Source organism: Anoxybacillus sp. EFIL (assembly GCF_013096955.1).
GTDB lineage: Bacteria > Bacillota > Bacilli > Bacillales > Anoxybacillaceae > Anoxybacillus > Anoxybacillus ayderensis.
In genome coordinates this window covers 132,006-153,571 of record NZ_SDLH01000003.1, presented here as the reverse complement: position 1 = coordinate 153,571, position 21,566 = coordinate 132,006, and the positions used below count along the sequence as shown (strand labels likewise).

24 protein-coding genes are annotated in these 21,566 nt (G+C 40.5%); all 24 read left to right on the top strand.

Annotated features, from left to right (window positions below):
- Window positions 1-174 precede the first annotated feature (174 nt).
- The 24 genes from ES017_RS06790 to ES017_RS06675 all read left to right on the top strand — a co-directional run bounded on the left by ES017_RS06790 (window position 175) and on the right by ES017_RS06675 (window position 21,237).
- Entirely contained in the window at window positions 175-2,238 is a 2,064-nt protein-coding gene (locus ES017_RS06790; RefSeq protein WP_171334913.1) for a hypothetical protein, read from the top strand.
- Between the two features lie 255 nt (window positions 2,239-2,493).
- The gene (locus tag ES017_RS06785) at window positions 2,494-2,961 is read left to right on the top strand and encodes a hypothetical protein (RefSeq protein ID WP_171334912.1); all 468 of its coding nucleotides are present in this window, start codon (window positions 2,494-2,496) and stop codon (window positions 2,959-2,961) included.
- 343 nt (window positions 2,962-3,304) lie between these two features.
- Window positions 3,305-3,451 (top strand): hypothetical protein, encoded by a 147-nt coding sequence (locus ES017_RS06780; protein ID WP_171334911.1) that lies wholly within the window; start codon window positions 3,305-3,307, stop codon window positions 3,449-3,451.
- Between the two features lie 128 nt (window positions 3,452-3,579).
- Window positions 3,580-3,798 carry an HNH endonuclease gene (locus ES017_RS15925; protein WP_244463808.1) on the top strand — a complete coding sequence of 73 codons (219 nt, stop codon included), beginning with the start codon at window positions 3,580-3,582 and terminating at the stop codon, window positions 3,796-3,798.
- A gap of 120 nt (window positions 3,799-3,918) precedes the next feature.
- Window positions 3,919-4,305 (top strand): phage terminase small subunit P27 family, encoded by a 387-nt coding sequence (locus ES017_RS06770; RefSeq protein ID WP_052481234.1) that lies wholly within the window; start codon window positions 3,919-3,921, stop codon window positions 4,303-4,305.
- Window positions 4,306-4,311: 6 nt separating this feature from the next.
- A complete protein-coding gene (locus ES017_RS06765) occupies window positions 4,312-6,039 on the top strand; it encodes a terminase large subunit (RefSeq protein WP_171334910.1) in 1,728 nt (575 codons plus the stop codon).
- Between the two features lie 15 nt (window positions 6,040-6,054).
- Window positions 6,055-7,215: a phage portal protein gene (locus ES017_RS06760; protein ID WP_253263365.1), complete on the top strand. Its 1,161-nt coding sequence runs from the start codon at window positions 6,055-6,057 to the stop codon at window positions 7,213-7,215.
- Window positions 7,212-7,787 (top strand): HK97 family phage prohead protease, encoded by a 576-nt coding sequence (locus tag ES017_RS06755; RefSeq protein ID WP_171334909.1) that lies wholly within the window; start codon window positions 7,212-7,214, stop codon window positions 7,785-7,787. Before ES017_RS06760 ends, ES017_RS06755 begins: the two co-directional genes overlap by 4 nt.
- Window positions 7,784-9,061: a phage major capsid protein gene (locus tag ES017_RS06750; protein WP_171334908.1), complete on the top strand. Its 1,278-nt coding sequence runs from the start codon at window positions 7,784-7,786 to the stop codon at window positions 9,059-9,061. The genes ES017_RS06755 and ES017_RS06750 overlap by 4 nt, the downstream gene beginning before the upstream one ends.
- 14 nt (window positions 9,062-9,075) lie before the next feature.
- On the top strand, window positions 9,076-9,336 hold the full coding sequence (locus ES017_RS06745) for a head-tail connector protein (protein WP_171334907.1): 261 nt from the start codon (window positions 9,076-9,078) through the stop codon (window positions 9,334-9,336).
- Window positions 9,317-9,643 carry a phage head closure protein gene (locus ES017_RS06740; RefSeq protein WP_171334906.1) on the top strand — a complete coding sequence of 109 codons (327 nt, stop codon included), beginning with the start codon at window positions 9,317-9,319 and terminating at the stop codon, window positions 9,641-9,643. Before ES017_RS06745 ends, ES017_RS06740 begins: the two co-directional genes overlap by 20 nt.
- Entirely contained in the window at window positions 9,643-10,032 is a 390-nt protein-coding gene (locus tag ES017_RS06735) for an HK97-gp10 family putative phage morphogenesis protein (protein WP_171334905.1), read from the top strand. Before ES017_RS06740 ends, ES017_RS06735 begins: the two co-directional genes overlap by 1 nt.
- Complete coding sequence (gp17, locus tag ES017_RS06730; RefSeq protein WP_171334904.1) at window positions 10,029-10,352, top strand: tail completion protein gp17; 324 nt, start codon at window positions 10,029-10,031, stop codon at window positions 10,350-10,352. The genes ES017_RS06735 and gp17 overlap by 4 nt, the downstream gene beginning before the upstream one ends.
- 12 nt (window positions 10,353-10,364) lie before the next feature.
- Complete coding sequence (locus ES017_RS06725) at window positions 10,365-10,934, top strand: major tail protein (RefSeq protein WP_171334903.1); 570 nt, start codon at window positions 10,365-10,367, stop codon at window positions 10,932-10,934.
- A gap of 54 nt (window positions 10,935-10,988) precedes the next feature.
- A complete protein-coding gene (gene gpG, locus ES017_RS06720; protein WP_171334902.1) occupies window positions 10,989-11,276 on the top strand; it encodes a phage tail assembly chaperone G in 288 nt (95 codons plus the stop codon).
- 11 nt (window positions 11,277-11,287) lie between these two features.
- Window positions 11,288-11,455, top strand: a complete 168-nt coding sequence (locus ES017_RS06715; RefSeq protein ID WP_155732709.1) for a hypothetical protein — start codon at window positions 11,288-11,290, stop codon at window positions 11,453-11,455.
- Window positions 11,456-11,468: 13 nt separating this feature from the next.
- A complete protein-coding gene (locus ES017_RS06710; protein WP_216367467.1) occupies window positions 11,469-14,555 on the top strand; it encodes a phage tail tape measure protein in 3,087 nt (1,028 codons plus the stop codon).
- Window positions 14,555-15,286: a distal tail protein Dit gene (locus ES017_RS06705; RefSeq protein ID WP_171334901.1), complete on the top strand. Its 732-nt coding sequence runs from the start codon at window positions 14,555-14,557 to the stop codon at window positions 15,284-15,286. Before ES017_RS06710 ends, ES017_RS06705 begins: the two co-directional genes overlap by 1 nt.
- A gap of 12 nt (window positions 15,287-15,298) precedes the next feature.
- Window positions 15,299-16,984 (top strand): phage tail protein, encoded by a 1,686-nt coding sequence (locus tag ES017_RS06700; RefSeq protein ID WP_216367466.1) that lies wholly within the window; start codon window positions 15,299-15,301, stop codon window positions 16,982-16,984.
- A 10-nt stretch (window positions 16,985-16,994) separates the two neighbouring features.
- The gene (locus tag ES017_RS06695; protein WP_216367465.1) at window positions 16,995-18,392 is read left to right on the top strand and encodes a hypothetical protein; all 1,398 of its coding nucleotides are present in this window, start codon (window positions 16,995-16,997) and stop codon (window positions 18,390-18,392) included.
- Between the two features lie 10 nt (window positions 18,393-18,402).
- Entirely contained in the window at window positions 18,403-18,816 is a 414-nt protein-coding gene (locus tag ES017_RS06690; RefSeq protein WP_171334900.1) for a phage holin family protein, read from the top strand.
- Window positions 18,813-19,499 (top strand): N-acetylmuramoyl-L-alanine amidase, encoded by a 687-nt coding sequence (locus ES017_RS06685; protein ID WP_171334899.1) that lies wholly within the window; start codon window positions 18,813-18,815, stop codon window positions 19,497-19,499. Before ES017_RS06690 ends, ES017_RS06685 begins: the two co-directional genes overlap by 4 nt.
- A gap of 110 nt (window positions 19,500-19,609) precedes the next feature.
- Window positions 19,610-20,764, top strand: a complete 1,155-nt coding sequence (locus ES017_RS16155; RefSeq protein ID WP_171334898.1) for a peptidoglycan-binding protein — start codon at window positions 19,610-19,612, stop codon at window positions 20,762-20,764.
- 11 nt (window positions 20,765-20,775) lie between these two features.
- A complete protein-coding gene (locus ES017_RS06675; RefSeq protein ID WP_033020066.1) occupies window positions 20,776-21,237 on the top strand; it encodes a hypothetical protein in 462 nt (153 codons plus the stop codon).
- Window positions 21,238-21,566 lie beyond the last annotated feature (329 nt).

Here is a 21,566-nt window from a genome sequence, read left to right as displayed (position 1 = left end):
TGAGCATTTTTGTTTGTTTTTATGAATTACACATAAATTTTTGGTTGTGTAATTTATTTTTTCACGTCTGTAGGTGGCAGGAATATCAATGAATTTGTCGAAATGTCGAATTACACACAATATAAGATATGGGGAGTTAATAAAAGAGTAACGCTGTGTAGAAGGGGGATTAAAATGCAAGCAGAAATAAAAGAAATTATACGCCTCTTAAATCGCAAAAATTATAAGCAAGCAAAGAAACAATTTAAACGGGTTGCTTCACAAAAGATAACAGAAGGGAAAGAAGAAGAAATATCTTTGTATTTAAGGAAATATTTGCTTTTTTTAAATAAATCAGAAGACAATAATCGTACAAGTATCTTCTGTGATCCATTAATGAACTGGTGCGTTGAACAAGGAATCTTGGATAATGAATATGTTCAGCAGTGTCGATTGCTTAATAATGAGATGGAATGGTATGTAGATCAGTATAAGTTGGTACTAGAGGAACTTTATCGATTTCATCCGGTTGTTGCATTGCACATTATTGTATCTATTTTTGAAAATTTTAATTTGGAAATACTAAGTAGAAAACCGAATAATTATGAAAGACTTTTTTATTTCTTCTATAGCTATGGTATGGAAACAAATTATGAAAGTAGTATAACAGCTCTAAATGTTATGTTGAAAATTTGGAAAGAAAGTGAAAGAAATAATCGCTTTCGTGGAAAAGATACCAACTTACCATATGTGGCGGAACTAGGTTCAAAATTTATGGAAAGGATGTACCCTATTATTCGATCACTTAACTATCTACACTGGATTTGTGATGAGCTAGCTCTTCATCATATGAAAATGATTATGGAAGAAAAACAGGTGACTTTTATATACAAAGATATTGAAGAGTATAAACGATTTCGACTTCCAATACTTCGTAAACATGCTCGGATGCAAAATGCACACCGAACCTTGCCAAAAGTTTCAGAAAATCGTTTTAGTTGGGCTAAGGAAAAGATTGATTATGATCGAATCATACAGGTTAAACCTTCTGGAAATGATTTTAAGTTAAACATCTCAAGTAGTACTTTTATGGAAGCTTTTAAACGCGCGATGGAAGAATCTTATCAAAACTATTTGCTGATCCTTGATGATACGTACATTACTACTCTAGAGAAGCAAGAGGTACGGGGGATTAACTGTTTTGAAATGTTTATTTTTTATTATTGTTTAAAGATTTTAGCCCTGTTGTACTATGAAGCAACACAACATTTCAGAGATAAATATCAAAAGGAAGTTATGGCACCATATCTTGCAATTTCTGTAAAGGGAATTGCAGACGTTTTTATCCCGATTATGTCGAAAATTTTTAAACGTGAAGTATCGAAATGCGATATTGAGAAATTAATAAACCTATATACGTTTGGAAACGATGAATTATTTGACTTGTATTGTAAACCTCTTGTGACGAACACAGGAACAGTAATGATCATTCCTTCTTTGTTCATGATGAACAATTTTTCAAAAACTTTTATTTATCATCTCAACAGACTGGGCATTCGGTTGAGTGATCGGGGAGACATTTTTGAAGAAGTAACTAGAAAACGTTTTGAAGAGTACGGATTTAATGTATATCCAAAACGATTCCATTATTCTTATGAATATGAAGGTGAAACAGATAGAGGAGATATTGATTTGATTGCTCGCAAGGGCTCCTACTTATTCCTTGGACAATTGAAAAATCGGATAGAACCTATGGAGCCTTGGGATCACCTCAATGTTGATAGTAAAATAAAAAAAGGGGTGTATCAAGCTGAAAAAGCTGTAACATATATTAAACGTAATCCTAAAGATTTTTGTGAGCGATTAGGAATTAATGAGAGAGAGCTAGCGACACTTAATATTCAGCCTTTTGTCCTATTAAGTTGTTTTTATGGATCGGGCACTAAAATAAAGGGAATACCAGTAATAGATACAAGTGCTTTGCAAAAGTTTTTCGATGGAGAGTTACGTGTTTATAAAGGAGAAGAAATTATACTTTGTAAATCGATTCGACAAAAAGGAGAAGTGTTACCAGAAGAGTTTGTGAATTTTTTGGAAGATCCCTATTTTCTTAAAGAAAATGTTTATGGTGCCTATTTACTAACATCCCATTTTTACTATATTCGTGAACGTAAATTCGTAGTAAGACCAGAAGGAAACTTTGAGGATCAATTTTCCAATAATTTCGTTGCTGCAACCATATCTAGATTTTGGGAATGAGCTACGACAGAAGAGGAAAAAAACAGCAGATTATTTGTTTTTTTGAAAAGTGTCAGAAAAAAGGAAGGATTTTATCATGAGGATGACAGACTATTTTGCTTCAGACATGCTATGATGATAACGCGAAAGACTTTGGTTGAAGCGGGACGCCACTTCGTATGGAGTGGCGGTTATTGTTTTGTCGATATTTGGCGAACGAATAGTGCAGGAAAATGACTCATTTTGTCGTATTGAGTAGGCGGAAGGAGGGATATAATGCAAGAAGACTTCAAATCGAATGAATACGATGCAATCTTTATTCAGGATTTAATCAAAGCAACCAGAAAAGGTGATAAGGAGCTTAGCGAATTTGTTAATTATCACTTGTTTCCTAAAAGATCACCGTTAAGTTTAGAAGATATCAACAGAAATATTAGATCCTTAAAGAAGATGGATGATACCCAGCATCTAATTGTTAAGGCGAGGGCAAAAGAGTTTGTGGAATTAAATAATCCCGCAAACCTAAATTTGTTATTTGCGATTTTTGGGTTAGTAATAAGTATGTACAATTTACTAAAAGAAGCAAATAAAATTTTAGGGTTAATTCTGAACATTATAGCTATTGGCATATTTGTAGTATATCTGACTCTAACTACAGTTAATAACGTAAGATTGCGTTCCACAGCGTTGTTTTTTTATGAACTGATAAGTAATTTAAATTATGACATGAAAAGTAAAGATTAATTCGAGATTCCTATTAATTATTTAGTGTTTTCAAGGAAAAACTTTCATTGATTTTGACTTTTTCAAGAAAGGAGAAAGAATAGTTTGGGCGAGGTAACTGCAGTTGTCCAAAAAACGATGTGGTCATTAGCGTTAAAACTTGTTTGGCTTATACTATTAATGTTTGTGTTTTATGCCTTTGCTTTTTTCTTTGCAAAGTCCATTCGGCTGCCGCATAAGATAGGGAATGTATTTGGGAGTTTTGCGAGTTTGGTTGGTTTTTATGTTTGGATTCAATATTTTCTTTCTTAACTGATTAGCATCCTTCGGGGTGCTTTTTATTTTATGAAAGGAGCTGATACACATGCAAATCATTCGGGAAACGGCTACGCATATTCAAAAGTGGGATTCAGAAAGTAAGCGAGTTGTAATGGAGCGAAAAGAAGAGATGACAGAGAAGAAACCGGCACAAAACAAAGCAACGACTAAAAGTAAAGTAGCTGATAAATAATGCGGTATTGCAACTATAATGGCTGTAATCGTCGCATTGTTCGAGGTTTGTATTGCGATGAACATAAGCCTAAACGAAAGCACCAGTCGAAAAATAAACCGTTCTATCGGTCACTGGAGTGGCAGCGAATGCGTGAATACATTTATGAACGTGACGGTGGCTGTTGCAAAGAATGTGGACGATTTGTATTTGGGCGTCAGGCGCACATCCATCACATTGTACCGATTAGCGAAAATCCTTCTCTTAAACTTGACCCTAGCAATCTTATTTTGCTTTGCGAATCGTGCCATAAGAAGGTTGAAGAAGGAAGTCGGAAGTGGGAGGAACGACCGTATTTCTTTTGTTGATATAATGTATATTTATTACATTTAGCCCCCCTACCCTTGGTTTTTGGGTGATTGTGGGAAAAAGACCGCGGCCGGCGGTAAACGTGCGCCAAAATGAAATTTTCAAAGGGGGTGTGAAATTTGGATAAAAAAATAAAAGCGGCACTAACGAAAAAGCGAAAAAAGGAACGGGAGCGGATTGTTGGTCTACTCAAGGAAAATGGCACTTACAACAAGTCACTTGAGCCGTTGCTAGAGTTGTACTTAGATGCCTACATGGTTTATTCGCAAGTGTATGAAAAGTGGCAAGAAGAAGGATTTCCTGCAACAAAATCACATACAAACAAAGCTGGTGCAACAAATGAGATGAAGCATCCACTTGCTCAACAAACGGCCGATTGGAATACGAAAATGAGCAAGTTGTTGGAACAGTTAGGATTGACGCCAAAAACGCAAAAACAGATTACTGGGGAAGTGGCGAACGCCACAACAGACGCTTTTCAAGCATTTGCGAATAAATGGGACTGATGTTTTATGATCGAGCGTGGTGTTAATTATGCTGACCAGTTTGCAAAGAAGGTGAAACGAAACAAAAAGAAGTATCCGCAAACGGTCCAGAAAGCTGTTGAGCGTTATGAACGTTGGAAAAAACGAAAAGATATTTGGCTTGATTTAGACGCTGCTAATCGGGCGATGGATTTTATGGAAACGTTTTGTATTTATGCGGAAGGAGAAGTCGCAGGACGACATTACGAATTAAAAGATTGGCAACGGTTTGCATTCACAAACATTTATGGTTGGAAAAAGAAAGACGATAACGGCCAAGATGTGCGAGTGATTCGTACAAGCTATATTCAAGTTCCGCGGAAAAATGAAAAAACAACGATTGCAGCTGGTGCAGCAACCTATGCGTTATATGCAGATGGTGAGTTTGGTGCCGAATGCTACACTGCTGCGGTAGATAAAGAGCAAGCGAACATATCTGCGAAAAAAATAGCGATTACGATTGAAAATAGTCCAGACTTGAATCAGCGAACACAAATTTATAAGGGACCAAAAGGCGGCGTGAATGCGATCGTTTATTCCTTTACGGTCAATGGCAAGAAGTTTAAAAATACATTGCAGCCATTGTCTAGAGAAACGAAAGGACTTGATGGGAAAAATCCTCATTTTGTTCTTTTAGACGAGGTACATGCGCAAGGAAATGCGGATATGTACGATGTTTTAAAGTCTGGCATGGGTGCAAGGAGACAGCCGTTAATGATGATCGTTTCGACAGCTGGCAAAGGTACAACGTCTGTCGGTTTACAAATTTATGATTACTGCAAAAAGATTTTGAATGGTGAAATTGACGATGATTCTTGGTTTGTGCTCATTTATGAGCCAGATAAAGGCGATCGATGGGATGATCCTACAGTTTGGGCGAAAGTGAATCCAAACTACGGGATTTCGGTGAAAAAAGACTATTTGATGAATCAGTTTAAAGAGGCGCAAGTGTCCGCGGAAAGAAAAGATGAGTTTTTAGCAAAGCATTTAAACATTTTCGTTCGTTCTAGTGGTACTTATTTTGAAAGAGATATTGTTGAAAGATGTTTAGTCAATGACTTAGGTGATTTAATGGGCATGACGTGCGTGGTCGGCTTGGATTTATCGAAAACAACCGACTTAACGTGTGTGAGTTTAAACTTCCCTGTTGTGGACGAAAGCGGAAAAGCAAAATTGAAAGTAAAACAAATGTATTTCATTCCATCGGAAGGGCTAGAAGCTCGGGAAAAGATGGAAAACATCCCTTATCGTCATTTAGTGGAACGTGGTTTTGTGACGTTGTGCGAAGGGAAAACGATCGATTACGATATGGTGTTTGAGTACATTAAGGAACAATCTCAAATGTATGATATTAAACAAATTAACTATGACCCAGCACATGCGGTCAAGCTAGTTGAAAAGCTAGAAATGGAAGGTTTTGATTGCGTAGAAGTACGGCAATATCCTTCCACACTCAATGCACCTTTCGATGATTTAGAAATTTTAATGTATGAGGGGCGCGTCGAAACCGATAATCCATTATTGATTTACTGTACGGAAAATGTCGTTGCTTTTATCAATACACAAGGGCTCAAAGCACCGTCAAAAAAGCAAAGTCAGTATAAAATTGATGGCTTTGTGGCCATGCTTACAGCTCATAAGGAAACGATGAACATGATGATAGATGTTAGTGAAGAAGAGTATATGGCAATGATCGAAGTGCTTTATAAGCGGTAAAGGAGGTGAGAACGATTGGGATTATGGCAGCGGCTTTCGGGTTGGTTTAAACGCTCTAAGTACAATGTTTTTAGTAACTTTTGCTGGAATTACGGCGGTTATGTGACAGACGAAAACATTCTGCAATCGTCCGACATTTATAATTTAATGAAACTAATCAGTGACCAAATTGCGCTCACTGATTTTTTTATTGAGGACGAGGCGGGAAACGACGTCAATGATCCGTATACGTTGCGGATTTTGCGCAATCCGAATCAATATTTGACTGAATTTGAAATGAAAAAGCTTATCGTCAACACGCTTTTAATACGAGGAAAAGTCTACGTTTTCAAAAACGAAAATGAATGGCACGTATTAAACGGTGTCTACTCCGAATTGTTAGAGGACGGAAGCAAAATTTACAGCGTTGGTGGTGTTCAAATCCCTGCGGAAATGATTGTTCACGTCAAAAATATTGGGACAAATCATTTAGACGGTGTGGGATTGTTAGATTTAGCACGCCAAACGCTTGAAGGGGTCATGAATGCGGAAAACAGTTTAACAGACAAGTATAGAAAAGGTGGATTGCTTGCGTATTTGTTGAAATTGGATACGCATATTGCACCGAATAACCAAGCACAAAATGCAATGATTATGGCCATTCTTGACAAGTTAGAACAGACTGGACAAGGGAATAAAATTCAGCTAATTCCACTTAGCAAAGGATATGAGATTGAAGCGTTACAAAGTCCAGTGGATGACGAGAAAATTCTTAAATATCTTTCGGTGTACAAAAAAGACTTAGGCAAATTTTTTGGTGTGGACTTGGAACATTTGCTTGAGTTGCAAAAGACGGATATGGAGCAATTCATGATGATGCTTTATACGACTGTACTGCGTCCGATTATAAAAAATCTTGAGCAGCACTTGTCAAAGTTATTTTTCCCTCAAGGCGGGCGCCGGATTCGCTTCAAGATTAACCCATTAGATTATGTGACAATGAAAACGAAAACGGACATTGCTTACAACTTGGTGCGAACGTCCATTGCGACACCGAACGATGCGCGCGAAATGCTTGGATTTGATCGTTTAGAGCAAGAAGAAGCGAAAAAACTATACATTTCAAAAGACTTAATCGGTCTCGATAATCTGGAGGCGACGTTAAAAAAGGTGATTAAAGGAGGTGAGACGCCATGAATGAGAAAGAAAAGCGAATTTTTACGCTCTCGAACATTGAAATACGCGCTGGAACCGAAGGAAGCTCGCAAGTCATTGAAGGCTATGCGAGCATTTTTGATTCTCCGACCATGATTGGAGATATGTTTCAAGAAACAATTGCGAAAGGAGCATTCGCCAAATCATTAATGGAAAAAGCGGATGTCCGTGCGCTCTTTAATCACAATTGGGATTATGTTTTAGGGCGGACGAAAAGCGGTACGCTCACGCTCGAAGAAGATGAGAAAGGGTTGAAATTCCGTGTTACGCCACCAGATACGATCTGGGCAAAAGACTTAATGATTTCCATGCAACGTGGCGATATCAATCAATGTTCGTTTGGTTTCCAAGTCGTTCGTGATTCGTGGAATTGGGATGTTGAACCAGCACAACGAAAGATTCAAGAAGTAAAACTTTATGAAATTAGCATTGTAAGCCTTCCGGCGTATGAGGATACGGAAGCGTACGTCCGCGATCGGTTCACGGAGCAGCGTGAACTGCATTATGAAAGACAAAAATTGATTAAGCGAATTGAGGAGGCGTTGAAGCGATGAAAAAGTATTTATTACGGCGTAAAGCACAATTAGAAAAACGATTAAAACAGCTTAAAGAGTTATTAGAAAAAGGTTCTGAAACTCGTTCAATGGAAGAAGTACAGGCAGAAGTCGATGAATTGACAGCTGATTTGGATGCGGTAAACGAGGCTCTCGCAGAGTTTGATGAGACAGACGATAATAATGGCAACGGAGCTGGTGAAGGGGAAGAAGATGATGAGAACGAAGACGATGAAGAACAAGACGAGGGCGAAGGAGAAAAGCGCTCCATCTTAACACAAGAACAGCGTGCTGGTTTAACAAATATGATTAATCAATCTCTTTCCTCTCGTGTCCAAGTAAAAACAAATGAAATGAAAACGCGCAATGCCTTTTGTCGGTACCTTGTAGGTCAAATTAGTGAAAGTGAAGCGCGGGCAATGGGAGTTCAGACGCACGGCGGCAATGTACTTGTTCCAGAATCGTTGGCGAAAGAAATTATCGCTTATGCTCAAGAAGAAAACTTGTTACGAAAATACGGAAAGGTTGTACAAACAAAAGGGACACAAGGCTTCCCAATTTTAATTAAAAAAGCGAAAGCAAACCGTGTGAAAACAGAGCGTGCATTGAATCAGCCGATTCCAGAGACGGATATTGAATTTGATGAGTACTATTTGAATCCAACGGAAACGGATGCGCTTGTGCTTGTGACAAAGAAACTTCTTGCAATGAGCGAGATGAATGTGGAACGAATCGTTGTGGACGAATTAAAGAAAGCTTACGTACGTGAAGAAGCTGAGTTTTTCTTCAATAGCGCTGACAATCCTGGCGCGTTGATTCGCAAGGCCGTCGCTTTTACGCCGACAGCAACGGACATTTACGACAAGTTTGTGCAACTTAAAAACAGTTTGCCAACGTCCATGCTTAAAAATGCGCGTTGGATGATTAACCGTGCTGCATTAACGGCAATCGAAACGATTAAAACGGCAGACGGCTTTCCACTTTTGCGCCCAGATATCGGGTTAGAAGGTGGCTTCGGCTATCGCTTGCTCGGCTTTCCGGTTGACGTGACGGACTTTGTTGATGCAAATACACCAAACATTCAACGCCTGTATTTTGGTGACTTTTCAACGTTCTACATTCAAGATGTCATCGGCACGATGGAAGTGACGAAATTAATTGAAAAATATGCAGATACAAACCATGTCGGTTTTAAAATTTGGCATTTGAATGACGGTCAGCTTGTCTACGGTCCGTTTGAGCCGTCTGTCTTTAAGCTTGAGCTAAATGCGTAAGCGGGTGAAGGGGCATGGCAGTCTCTGTTGACATGTTAAGGGAACATTTGCGAATCGATGGGAGCATGGAAGATGCCATGCTCTCTTTTTATTTAGAAACAGCCAAAAAGTATGTAAAAAACGCAACAGGAACGGAAGCAGATCATTTAGTGCTCATCGTTGCTTCTATTTTCTACGAATATCGGGTGAGCGAAGAAGAAATGGGCAAAGCCTTTGATGCATTGACGCCATTTTTTGTGCAGGAGGCAATGACAAATGGCGCGGCGACTGACTAACCAATTTAAACATCGGATTACAATCCAGCAGCAAGTAGAGGAACAAAATGAAAATGGATTCATCATAAATGAATGGCAAGACCGTCATCATTTATGGGCAGCGATCAAAACGTTGCGCGGACGGGAGTATTACGAAGCGGCGACAACGCAAAACGAAAATACAGTTCGTTTTGTCGTGCGCTACACAGCGGGGATTACACCCGATATGCGTATTCAATATAAAGGACGCACGTTTGAAATTTTGTCTGTCATTAATGATGATGAGCGTAATGTCACGATGACGATTGTGGCAAAGGAAGTGATGTGATGGGCTTTAAGTTAGAGGGAATGCAAGAGTTGTTAAAGAAGTTGGAGACGTTGGGGAACGAAGCTGAGCAAGTCAAACAAGAAGCACTTATTGCCGGTGCAAAGGTGGTTCAGCAAGCAGCCTCACAGAAAGCACCACGAGATACGGGGAAACTCGCCGAAAACATTGTGATTTCTGATATGAAAGAAGATGGAACTGTCGATATCGGACCGGATCGCGATCGTTTTTATGGGTTGTTTGTCGAATTTGGTCGAAAAGCAGGAGAGAAAAAAGGACGAAAATATCCGAAAGCAGACCCTCATCCCTTTTTGCAGCCAGCTTTTGAGGAGAACATTGATCGTGTGCAAGATGAAATGGCCGATGTCATTCGGCGGGAGTTGAGGCTATGAGCTTAAATAAGATGATCATTGACACACTAAAACCTCTCGGTGTTCCAGTCGCGTTTCAAACGTATGAGGGAAAAGAAAAGACGTATATCACCTTTTTTGAATACAATCAGTTTTCAGCGCTGAATGCGGACGATGAAGAACAACAAACGGCACACTTTTTTCAAATTGACATTTGGAGCAAGACGGACTATACCGATCTAGCGCAACAAGTCAAAGAAAGAATGATAGCAGCAGGATTTCGGCGCACATCGGAAGTGGATTTATTCGAACAAGAAACAAAAACATACCATAAAGCAATTCGATTTTCTTATGTTTGTTAAGGAGGGAATAAGATGGCAGTAATCGGTTTGAAACATCCATATGTCGCTAAGTTGATTAAGGACGATTTCACCGGGGTTCAGTACGATACGCCGAAGCGATTAGCGAAGGCGATTGAAGCAAAAATTAGCCCGAAGGTAAACACAGAAACGTTGTATGCGGATGACGGACCAGCTGAAGTTGCTTCGTCTCTTGGTGAAATTGAAGTAGAAATCGGAGTGGATGACATTTCAACAGAGATGCAGGCGTTTTTGTTAGGCGCAACGATTAATGATGATGGCGTCGTTATTCAAAAAAGCGGCGATACAGCACCATATGTCGCACTTGGGTTTATTCTTCCTCTTTCGAACGGGGGACAGAAATATGTGTGGCTATACAAAGGGAAATTCGAATTACCGGAAGAGCAATATAAAACAAAAGGGGATAAGGTCGAATTTCAAACGCCTACACTAAAAGGGAAATTTGTAAAGCGGGAATTTGATGAAGCATGGAAAGCATCGGTGAATACAAAAGACCAAGGTGTAGATCAAACAGTCATTCAAAATTGGTTTAGCGCCGTGTATCAGGAAACAACAACACCATAAAGGGAAAGGGGAAGCCCTTTCTCTTTTTCAATTTCATAACATGGAGGGATAAACATGCAAATTACATTGTTTGTAAATGGTCAGGAGAAAACATTTACTGTTCCGTTTGTCAAAGCACGTATGTTTCGTCGCGCATTGGAACTACGTAAAAAATATGACTTTAACAATATTGATGTGGAGGCGCTGGATTCCATCATTGCTTTTATTGTCGAACTGTTTAACGGGCAATTCACGGTCGATGAATTTTACGATGGCATTGCGGCAGAACGATTAATTCCAACGATTTCAGATTGCATGAATAAAGTCATTGGAGTGGCGAAAACGAGCGACCCAAACGTGTAACGGGGTCTGAAATGGACCCATATGACGCGGTGAAAGAGTTTTACTTAACACACATTAAAAACGGCATACCGATGTATCTCGTGGATGAGATGGACATCGGTTTTTATTTTGAACTTTTGGATTACGCAGAAGAAAAAGAGACACGAAAAGAACGGCTGATGATTGAGCAGTTGTTGTAAAGGTGGTGAAAAGATGGCAGAAGTGGGTACGTTGCGAGTGTCGCTTGGTTTAGATAGCGCAAATTTTACGACGAGCATTGAGGCAGTCAATCGCAAGCTGAGGCTTGTTGACGCTGAGTTTAAAGCGGCTACCGGTGGGGTGAAGGATTTTGAAAATGGTTTGGAAGGATTGCAAATTAAAGCGGAATCCCTCACACAAAAACTACAGTTACATGAGGCGAAAGTAGCCGAGTTAAAGCGCAGATATGAAGAAAGTGCGCAAACGAAAGGAAAAGACGCAGCTGAAACCGAGAAATTGCTCATCGCTTACAACAAAGCTGTTGCAGAGATGAAAAAGACTGAAGCTCAGTTGCAACAGACAAATAAAGAGATTGAAAAGCAATCGAACGGTTTTAACAAATTAGAGCAAGCAGTAACACAAAGTTTACAAAAAATCGATCAACAGCTCAAAGTTATTGATTCCGAATTTCGCGCTGCAACAGCTGGGATCGAAAATTTTGGCTCAACGTCTGAACAGTTGCGTACGAAAGCAAATAGCTTAGCTCAAACATTGGAATTGCAGAAAACGAAAGTGTCGGAATTAAAGCGACTATATGATGAAAGCGTAAAGGCAAAAGGAACAGATGCGAAGGAAACGAATGATCTCTTAATCGCCTACAACAAAGCGACCGCGGAAATGAAAGAAACCGAAGCGCAGTTGCGACAGTTAAATCAAACGATTGAACAGCAAGCGACAGCATGGGGACAACTACAAACCAAGTTGAATGAGACCGGCCAACGCTTGCAAGACGTGGGTAATAACCTTCAATCGTCTGGAGCGCAAATTGCTGCCTCGTTCGGTGTAGCAAGTGCAGCAATTAGTGGTGCATTAGGTGTTTCTGTCAAAAAATCGATGGATTTTGAGGCACAGCTTTCTCGAGTTGGAGCGATTGCAGGGGCAACGCCGAATGAATTAGAGAAGCTCAAACAGGCTGCCCTTGATCTTGGTTCGTCAACTTCCAAGTCAGCAACCGAGGTAGCGCAAGGTATGGAAATTATGGGGCAAATGGGGTATAGCACAAATCAGATTCTTGCCGCAATGCCAGGGGTCATCGCAGCGGCGGAAGCATCCGGCGAGGATATGGCGCTAGTGGCTGATACAGTATCGGCGGCGCTGAACTCTTTCGGTCTTGAAGCATCCGAAGCATCCAGAGTGGCAGATGTTCTCGCGCAAGCAGCCAATGATTCAGCGGCCGGCATTCAGGATATGCAATATACCTTCAAGTATGCCGCACCAGTAGCAAAATCGCTTGGTATTTCCCTCGAGGAACTTGCGGCGGCCACAGAAATTATGGCCAATAATGGTATCCGTGGCGAGCAGGCTGGTACAACATTGCGTGGAGCTCTGATTCGACTCTCAGACCCGCCAAAAGAGGCTCGGGAGGCACTTGCAGAACTGGGTATTCAAGTAACTGACTCACAAGGGCGAATGCTACCTTTCGGCGATATTATCGGCCAGCTATCTGAAAAAACGAAAAATATGAGCAACGCTCAAAAACTTGCTGCATTGTCTACTATTTTCGGCACAGAAGCCGCCAGCGGAATGCTGACAGTAATTGAAGCTGGGCCGCAAAAATTAGACTCTTTGACAAAATCCCTCCAAAATTCAAGCGGGGCATCAAAAGAAGCAGCCGAAAAAATGAAGGATAACTTGAAAGGAGCACTCGAAGAACTAGGTGGCGCTATTGAAACCGCACAAATTTCGATTGGTGATGCGCTAGCTCCCGCAATACGTATCGTCGCTGAGGCTCTACAAGGTCTATTTAATGCTTTTAATAGTTTACCAGTAGGTATGCAGCGATTTATCGCAATTGGAGCGGCGATTTCAGCTGTTTTGCTCGGGATCGTTGCATCCATTGGCATTGTATTGTCGATTATAGGAACCGCCATGCAAGGTTTTGGAGCATTGGCAAGTGTGATGGCCAGCGCTGGCGGAATGGCAGGGGTCTTTTCAAGCGCGATAGCCGTTATTACTGGTCCAGTAGGGATTGCGATCGGGGCAATTGCTGGATTAGTAGCTGTCGGTGTTGTGTTGTATAAGAACTGGGATGAAATTAAAGCATTTTTGTCCGCAACATGGGAAGGAATAAAAGCGACAGCTGTGGTAGTTTGGGATGGGCTGAAAACGTATTTTACAAGGATATCCAATATTTATAAAACGATTTTTACAACCATATGGGAAGGTATTAAAACGGTAGTCACAACGGTTTGGGAAGGACTAAAAACAGCGGCTACAGCCATTTTTGAAGGGATAAAAGTGTATTTTACAACCGTACTCAACATATACAAAACGATTTTTTCAACTGTTTGGAACACAATTAAGACAACTGTTGTTGGCGTTTGGGATGGATTAAAAACAGCGGCAACGACTATTTTTAATGCAATCGCGTCATTTTTATCGAATGTATGGAATGGTATCAAAACGAGTATTAGTAATATCGTGAGTAGCTTATCTTCTACAGTACAAAACACGTTCAATAGCTTAAGAAGCGCTATTTCTAATATTTTTGGTGGTGTAAGAGACACATTAATTAGCATATGGGAGGGAATTAAAAACACCGCAAGAAATTGGGCAAGTAGCTTTATAGAAATCGGTAAAGACTTACTTCGTGGTATATGGAACGGTATGAGTAGCATGGCAGATTGGCTATGGGACAAGGTTAGGTCTATGCTTTCTGGATTAACTGATAAAATAAAAGACTTCTTTGGAATTCGCAGCCCAAGCCGTTTGTTTGCAGAATACGGAGGCTATTTGTCACAAGGTTTAGCGATCGGGATTACGGACGATGCAAAGCTAGTTGAAAACAGCGTTGTCGATATGGCGAAACGAGTAGCAAAAGCCGGACAACAAATCGGAAATATTGCGTTACCAAGCATAAAGCCAGCAGCGATTCAGCATGTCATTGAAACGAATGTGGTTGGTAACGTTGATGCTTCGAGCGGAGGACCGACAATCATCATCGAAAATATGGTCGTCAGAAACGATGAGGACATATATCGCGTTTCACGCGAGCTATATTCGCTCACTCAATCCTCCCGTAAAGCAAGGGGGATGAGATAATGTCTAAAGGACTTTCTTTCAACGGAAAACACACAAGGAAAATGGACATTCTTGTGACAGATTTAAAGATGCCACTTGTATCAAATATGAGGGACACCTATGAATCTGTTCCTGGACGCGATGGGAATATTCTTTTTCCAGGATGGTTGGAAGATAAACGAATCGAATGTACATTCGGTGTTCGTTGCACGCGGTCTGAACGAATTGCTAAACTTCGCGAAGTGGCGCAATGGCTCTACACGAGAGAACGAAAGCAACTCATTTTCGATACGTCACCAGATGTTTACTATATGGCCAAAGTATCAGGGCAAGTGGACGTGGAACATTTGCAAGGTATATCACTTGTGAAAGTGGCGTTTCAAGCCGAGCCATTCGCATATAGCGTCAATAAGACGAGTGTGTCTAAGCAAATCACTTCAAGCGACAAACAAATCACTCTCGCCAATAACGGAACATATGACGTGTTTCCGATAATAAAAATATCGAACGCTAATACAAATTCCTTGTCTTTGACGCTCGGGGGCGACAAGCTAACTATCTCAAATGCCATCCAAACAAGCGATGTACTGACAATCGATTGTGATGAAATGACCGTTTTATTGAACGATACGAACGTTTTAGACAAAACGACGGGCACGTTTTTGGCTTTGCAACCGGGCACAAATGTAATGACCGTCGAGGCGCAAAATACGCTAAACGTATCGGTGGAATGGCGCGAACGATTCTTGTAGGAGGTGAGAGCGTTGAGTTTTTCAAGAAAAATCGAACACCAGATGGTGCTATATGACCTTGTTGGGAAACCACTTGGTGTTCTGAAAAATGCTTACAATATTGTGCATGAAGAAACGCTGAATGATGCAGAAGTGCTCACGTTCTCACTTCCTCGTGACGATCGTCTTGCCCAAGTAATGATGAACGACATGGAAATCATCTATATGGGCAAGCGATTTTTTATTTCCGAAATGAATGACGGACGCGATGCCAACGGAAAGCCGATTTTCGATGTTATTTGTCCGTCTTATTTCGTGAAATTGCTCGATACGTTTTTAATCGAGATAACGATTGATAGAAAGACACCGAAAGCAGGACTAGAACAAATTATTTCGCGCACAGGTTGGGTCGTTGGGCGTGTAGAGGCGATGTCGTCACAAGAAACACAGCACTCGATGAGCGAAAAGAGGAAATCAGCGCTTTGGACGATTCGACAATGGGCGAAAATTACCGGTCATGAAATTCAATTTGATACGGTAAAAAAAGAAATCAACCTTGTCAAACAGATCGGGACGAATCGCGGCTACGGCTTCCGTTATCGAAAAAACTTGAAGGAAATCAAGCGGACGATTCGTGCACCGGAAGCGACAGTCCTCTATCCATACGGAAAAAACGGACTGTCTATTGAAAGTGTTAATGACAATAAACCGTATGTCGAGGACTACTCTTGGTACACGAGTTTAGGAATCCCATTGGTTGAGGCAAAACAAAAATATCGCAAAGAGTACGTATGGGAAGATGAGCGGTTTTTGCTTGCGGGAGATTTGATGCGCGCGGCACAAGAAAAGCTGAAAGTATTGTCCCAGCCTGTGATTTCGTATCAGTGTAAAGTCATCGATTTGTCTGCGTTGACAGATAATCCACAATATGAGTTTTCTGTTGGGGATTATGTGAATGTGTTTGATGATGAACTTGGAATCAACGTTCAGACGCGGATTGTTCGTATGCGGCGTTTCCCGGACGAGCCGTATCGAAATGAAGTGGAGTTGTCGTATATCATTCCGGGCATTCATATGCAAGAGCAAGATCAGCTCACTTCATCGGATGTTTCTTTGTCCCAGCCTTCTTTTATTATGGGAACGAATGAAAAAACACTTTCTATCGGAACATCTGTACAAACAGCTCTTTCTCTTGTTATCACAAACTTTAGTTCTGCGAATGCGCAGGTCGGGCTGTCATTGATTGGACAAGCCTCTACAACGATGAACGTTGAAATTTCGTTTATGTATGGAGGAAAGCCGATTTTTAATACAATAAAACAAACATGTCAAACCGGATTTGTGACAATCGGTGTTCCGTTTCTTTTGTTACAAATGCCGCCTGGCTCGGCGTTTTTAGATGTACAAATGAAAACAAGCACAGGGACGTTAACTATTGATACACGCGGTTTACAAGTGTTTGTGTATGCGGCTAACCTGCTTGGTGGTATTTTTGATCGTTTACCGCGTGCGAATGTGACGGAAGAAATTCAATGGAAAAACGCAATTTCACCATACACAAGCCGTTTCCAATCGGTTGTTAATGGTCAAATTGTCAGCACGCAAGTTGTTGTTCCTGTATCTGCGAATATCACGGAGTCTATTACACAATGGCGGACTCATGAACAAATTCGTACATTCCCAGCTGTATCAGACACCGTACAGATTACATTGAAATGAGGTGAGGAGATTGGAATTTGATATGGAACGAGCGTATCGTTCACTCGCTAGAAAAGAAAACTTTGTGACTGGCGAAGTTATTGAGATGCTGAAGCATAAAGTCAGCTCGATTCCGATTCGGGGTTTTACAAAAATCGAGCTTTTTGACGAAAAGCGATTCGGAAAAAAAGTCGAAGAAATCACCGCGGAAAACTTTATTTCGATTAATATGAAAGATTATCTTGAGTATATTTTGATGGATGAATATTCAAAAATCGGAGCGTGGTCGACTAGCGGTAAATCTTTTACTGAATGGCATATGAGACCTATCACAAGTAAAAACTTCCCGTTTGATACGCTAGCCCTCACGACAGATTCAAGACCAGAAAATCCGCAAAATGAGCGTATGGTGATGGGGGATATCGTCGGCTATGCCTTCAAAAATGAGTATGTCGGTACGGATACAAAACGTGGGACGATTAACGCTACGGAAAGCTATACAGATAAAGGAATCGCTCATTTTGTTTTTGATTTTTCCACGCAAGCAGCAAATGGTACGTTTTCATCCGTCGTATGGTATTCAAATGTCGATTCATCTTCCGCATCAGCACAACGATACTATCAGAAGAACTATGAGTGGTATGTGGCGTTGAAAGGGAATAATGAGATACCAAACAACTCCGATTATAGAGGTGGTCTGTGTTTCGATGGTTCAAGTTTCTGGACGTACGAATCGTTCGGAACTGGGGCAAGGAAGATCGTTGAAATACTAGTGACTCCAGGAACGAACGGGAAAACAGCAACTTTCACTATCGGTCGTGTTTGGGATTCGCATTTTTCATATCCATCAGTCGCTTACGATATGACTTCTGACGCTGATTTTATTTACTATGTTGCAGGGAATCATGGTACCAAAAATACTATATATCGGGTGAAAAAATCGGACGGAACACGGAGTACGATTACACTATCTGGTTTCACATCCTTATATAGTGTGGAGCGAGTGGGAGCCGACTTTTATGTTTTAGGAGAATCAGCCACACAAGTAAACGGACAATACCCGTTGCGATGGGCAAAGTATGACAGTAGTTTCAACATCATTGAAGCGAAAAATATTTTCGATACTAGCGTTGTTGCATACGGAATGGCATACAATCAACAGAAAAACGAAATTGCGGTTCGTACAAGTTTAGGACTTTTTATTTATGATTTACAAATGAATAGATTGTCTTATAATATCAATCAGCCTAGCTTACCAAATAGATATCCTGGAATAGCTGTTAAGGGTGGAGAATATTTCTTACGTGATGAGTATTCATTTTTCATGGCGGAATTAGGATCGTTAGGGGCACGAAACCTGCTTCCGACACCGGTGACAAAGACGAGCACAAACACGATGAAAGTGACATACGATTTTATATTTGTGTAGGAGGATGCACATGGAACGATTCGATATTGTATACAAAACCGGCGCGGCTGTGGTTGGAGCTGTGATTGGGTATTTGTTTGGAGAGTCAACAGGACTGTTACTCGCCTTATTTTGGATGGTTGTCATTGATTACGTTAGTGGATTGGCTGCTGGTTACACAGAGAAAACTTTATCAAGCAAGATTGGATTCAAAGGTATTATTAAGAAGGTTATGATTTTTGTCATGGTGGCACTCGCCCATTTGGTAGATAGCGCGCTTGGAACGAAAAACATGTTCCGAGATGCGACTATCGTTTTTTATATGGCCAATGAATTGTTGAGTATTTTTGAAAACGCTGGGCGTATGGGGGTTCCCGTGCCAGATCGGTTGACCCAGGCTGTTGAAGTATTGAAAGGGAAAAGTAAGGAGGCAGAGAAGAAATGAAAATTATATGGGATAAAGGACACGGCGGCAACGATCCTGGTGCGGTTGCAAATGGATTGCAGGAAAAACAGTTGACGCATAAAATCGTGGAATATGCAATGTCTTACCTCGAAGCTAACTACACAGGCTTTGAACAACGTGTCACTCGTACAGGAGACCAAACATTGACGTTGTCCCAACGCGCAGACATGGCGAACAAGTGGGGCGCGGACGTATTTGTCAGCGTGCATATCAATGCTGGGAAAGGCACGGGCTTTGAATCTTTTGTATACAACGGCGGCGTTTCTTCCCAAACGGTCGCTTTGCAAAACGTGTTGCATGGCGAAATTCTAGCGGCTATGCGTCAGTTCGGAAATATCACAGACCGAGGCAAGAAACGGGCTAATTACGCTGTGTTACGCGAAACAAAAATGCCAGCCGTTTTGACCGAAAACTTATTCATCGACAGCAACGACGCAAAATACTTGAAAAACGAGGCATTCATAAAGGCAGTTGGCGAAGCACACGCGCGCGGAGTGGCGAAGTTTTTGGGATTGCCGCAAAAAGCAAAGCCACAATCACAACAAAAATCGACTGACGGAAAATTGTATCGCGTGCAAGTCGGGTCGTTCAGTGACCGAAAAAACGCGGAACGACTGGCAGAAGAATTGAAGAAAAAAGGATACCCGACGATTATTGTATGATTCCCCTGCTACTCGGCAGGGGATTTTTTGTTTTTTACGACATGTTTCGACATTTTCCATGATGGTTGTCTGATATGATAATAAACAAAAAATAACTAGGAGGATCAAAAATGTACGTTGTGGATAGTGTTGGTAGAGTCACTTATCCATCTAACTTTGCAAATAATTTATGGAATGGGCAAACGCTAAAAAGAGGTGATAGAAATGATTATGTGAAGACATTGCAATCTTGGCTTTACAGAGCCGGATTTAACCCTGGGGGGATTGATGGAGTTTACGGAGCAAATACAGAGAAGGCTGTGAAGGAATTTCAGAAGAAGGTTGGAATCACGGCCGATGGAATTGCGGGGAAACAAACGTACCAAGCTCTGCAAAAGTATGTCAGAACACAAACAACAGTGTCCCGATCAAACTCATCAGGTAGCGATGATCGTTGGACAGGTCAGACGCTTAGGGAAGGAGATCGGGGACAAGCGGTAAAAGATTTGCAGGCTAAGCTTCAACGATTGGGGTATAACGTTGGGGCTATTGATGGTATTTACGGTAAACAAACAGCAGAAGCAGTGAAAAGGTTTCAAAAGGCCCATGGGTTGACAGCGGATGGCTTGGCGGGAAAAAGCACTTATCATGCTATTGAGCAGGGCATACAGCAAAAAAATTATTATAATCAAAAAACGATTATTCAGAATAAGTATAAAGCATTGGAAAATAAGGTTCATTCTAAAGATTCTACGTGGGGAGAAGTGGTAAAATCTTTAAAGGAAATCGCTAAACTAGGATTTGATTTTATCATTGGAGATGATATTAAAACTTTATTGAATCCCAGCGCTGATACAATTGATAAAGTTATTGCGGCTTTAAGTTTTATTCCGGGTGGAAAGATAGTCAACGGTGAAATAAAATTAGCTAAGCTAGGAAGTAAAATCGAAGTTAAGTTTGATCAAAAATTCCTAAGTGAGATTTCGAAAACAAAACCAATAAATCTTCCCTCATACAAAACTATAAGCATAGATATGGAGCATATCTTATCAGGTCATATTAAATCGGGAAATCGGGCAAAACAAAGCGGAAAGAAAGATTTGTTTCCTGAAAATATGACTACTAAACAAATAGAAAAGGCAATTATAGAGGCTTATAAAAACGGGAAAAAGTTAAAATCTCAAGGCGATAGGGTGAAAATTGAAGGATATGGGGGAGGAATGAAAATAGAAATGTGGGTCAATCTGAAGACAAAAATCATAGAGACTGCTTATCCTAAATTTTAGAAAGGGTGATTATGTTGTTAAAAGACATTGAAGTTGTAGTAAATACAAATTCAATATTCATGAACACTAGTAGAAATGTTATAGGTGAAATTTATCTAAAGATTGGTGATTTCTTTTTTCCCGAAGAAGGCTGGAATGATTTTGTGGTGGTGATTCTAGGATGGTGGCAAAAAAACATTATGAATATTAAAAATGATAGAATTGGGACAGTGTATGAATTCGACTTTATGGATGGACCTTGGTTTATGAAGGGAAAGAAAATTTCAGAGCACACGATCGGATTGGAATTTGTAAGGAATAAAAGTGATTCTCAACAAATTGTCTTCACGTGTTTATGTCAAGTAGCACAATTACAACAATCCATTTTAAATGCTACTGAAAAACTCTTGATAGAGTTAAAATCGAGGAAATGGCATTCCGATGATATTGAAGAGTTGGATAAAATTTGGCGACTATTGCAGTCTCTTAATTAGTAACGAACTTTGACAAGTTTTTTGGTTTCCATAGCCAATAAAACAGAAATGATGACTGTTTTAATGAAGAATTGTCGCAGCATGTGGTTTTTCAATGCCGCACTCGATGAAATATGGGAAAAGGCGGAGTGATCCGCCTTTTTTGCACGGGATAGCAACCGAAAATAATTTTGCACAAATTTTGCACGATACAAAAGAACGTGTGGCTCAAATATTGAAATATCAATACTTTTAGGTATATGGTTATTATCCTGCCGAGGGCGTTATGAAACCCTGCTTGCGTGGCAAGCAGGGTTTTTTGACATAAAAACAAAGTCCGGTGAGCCACA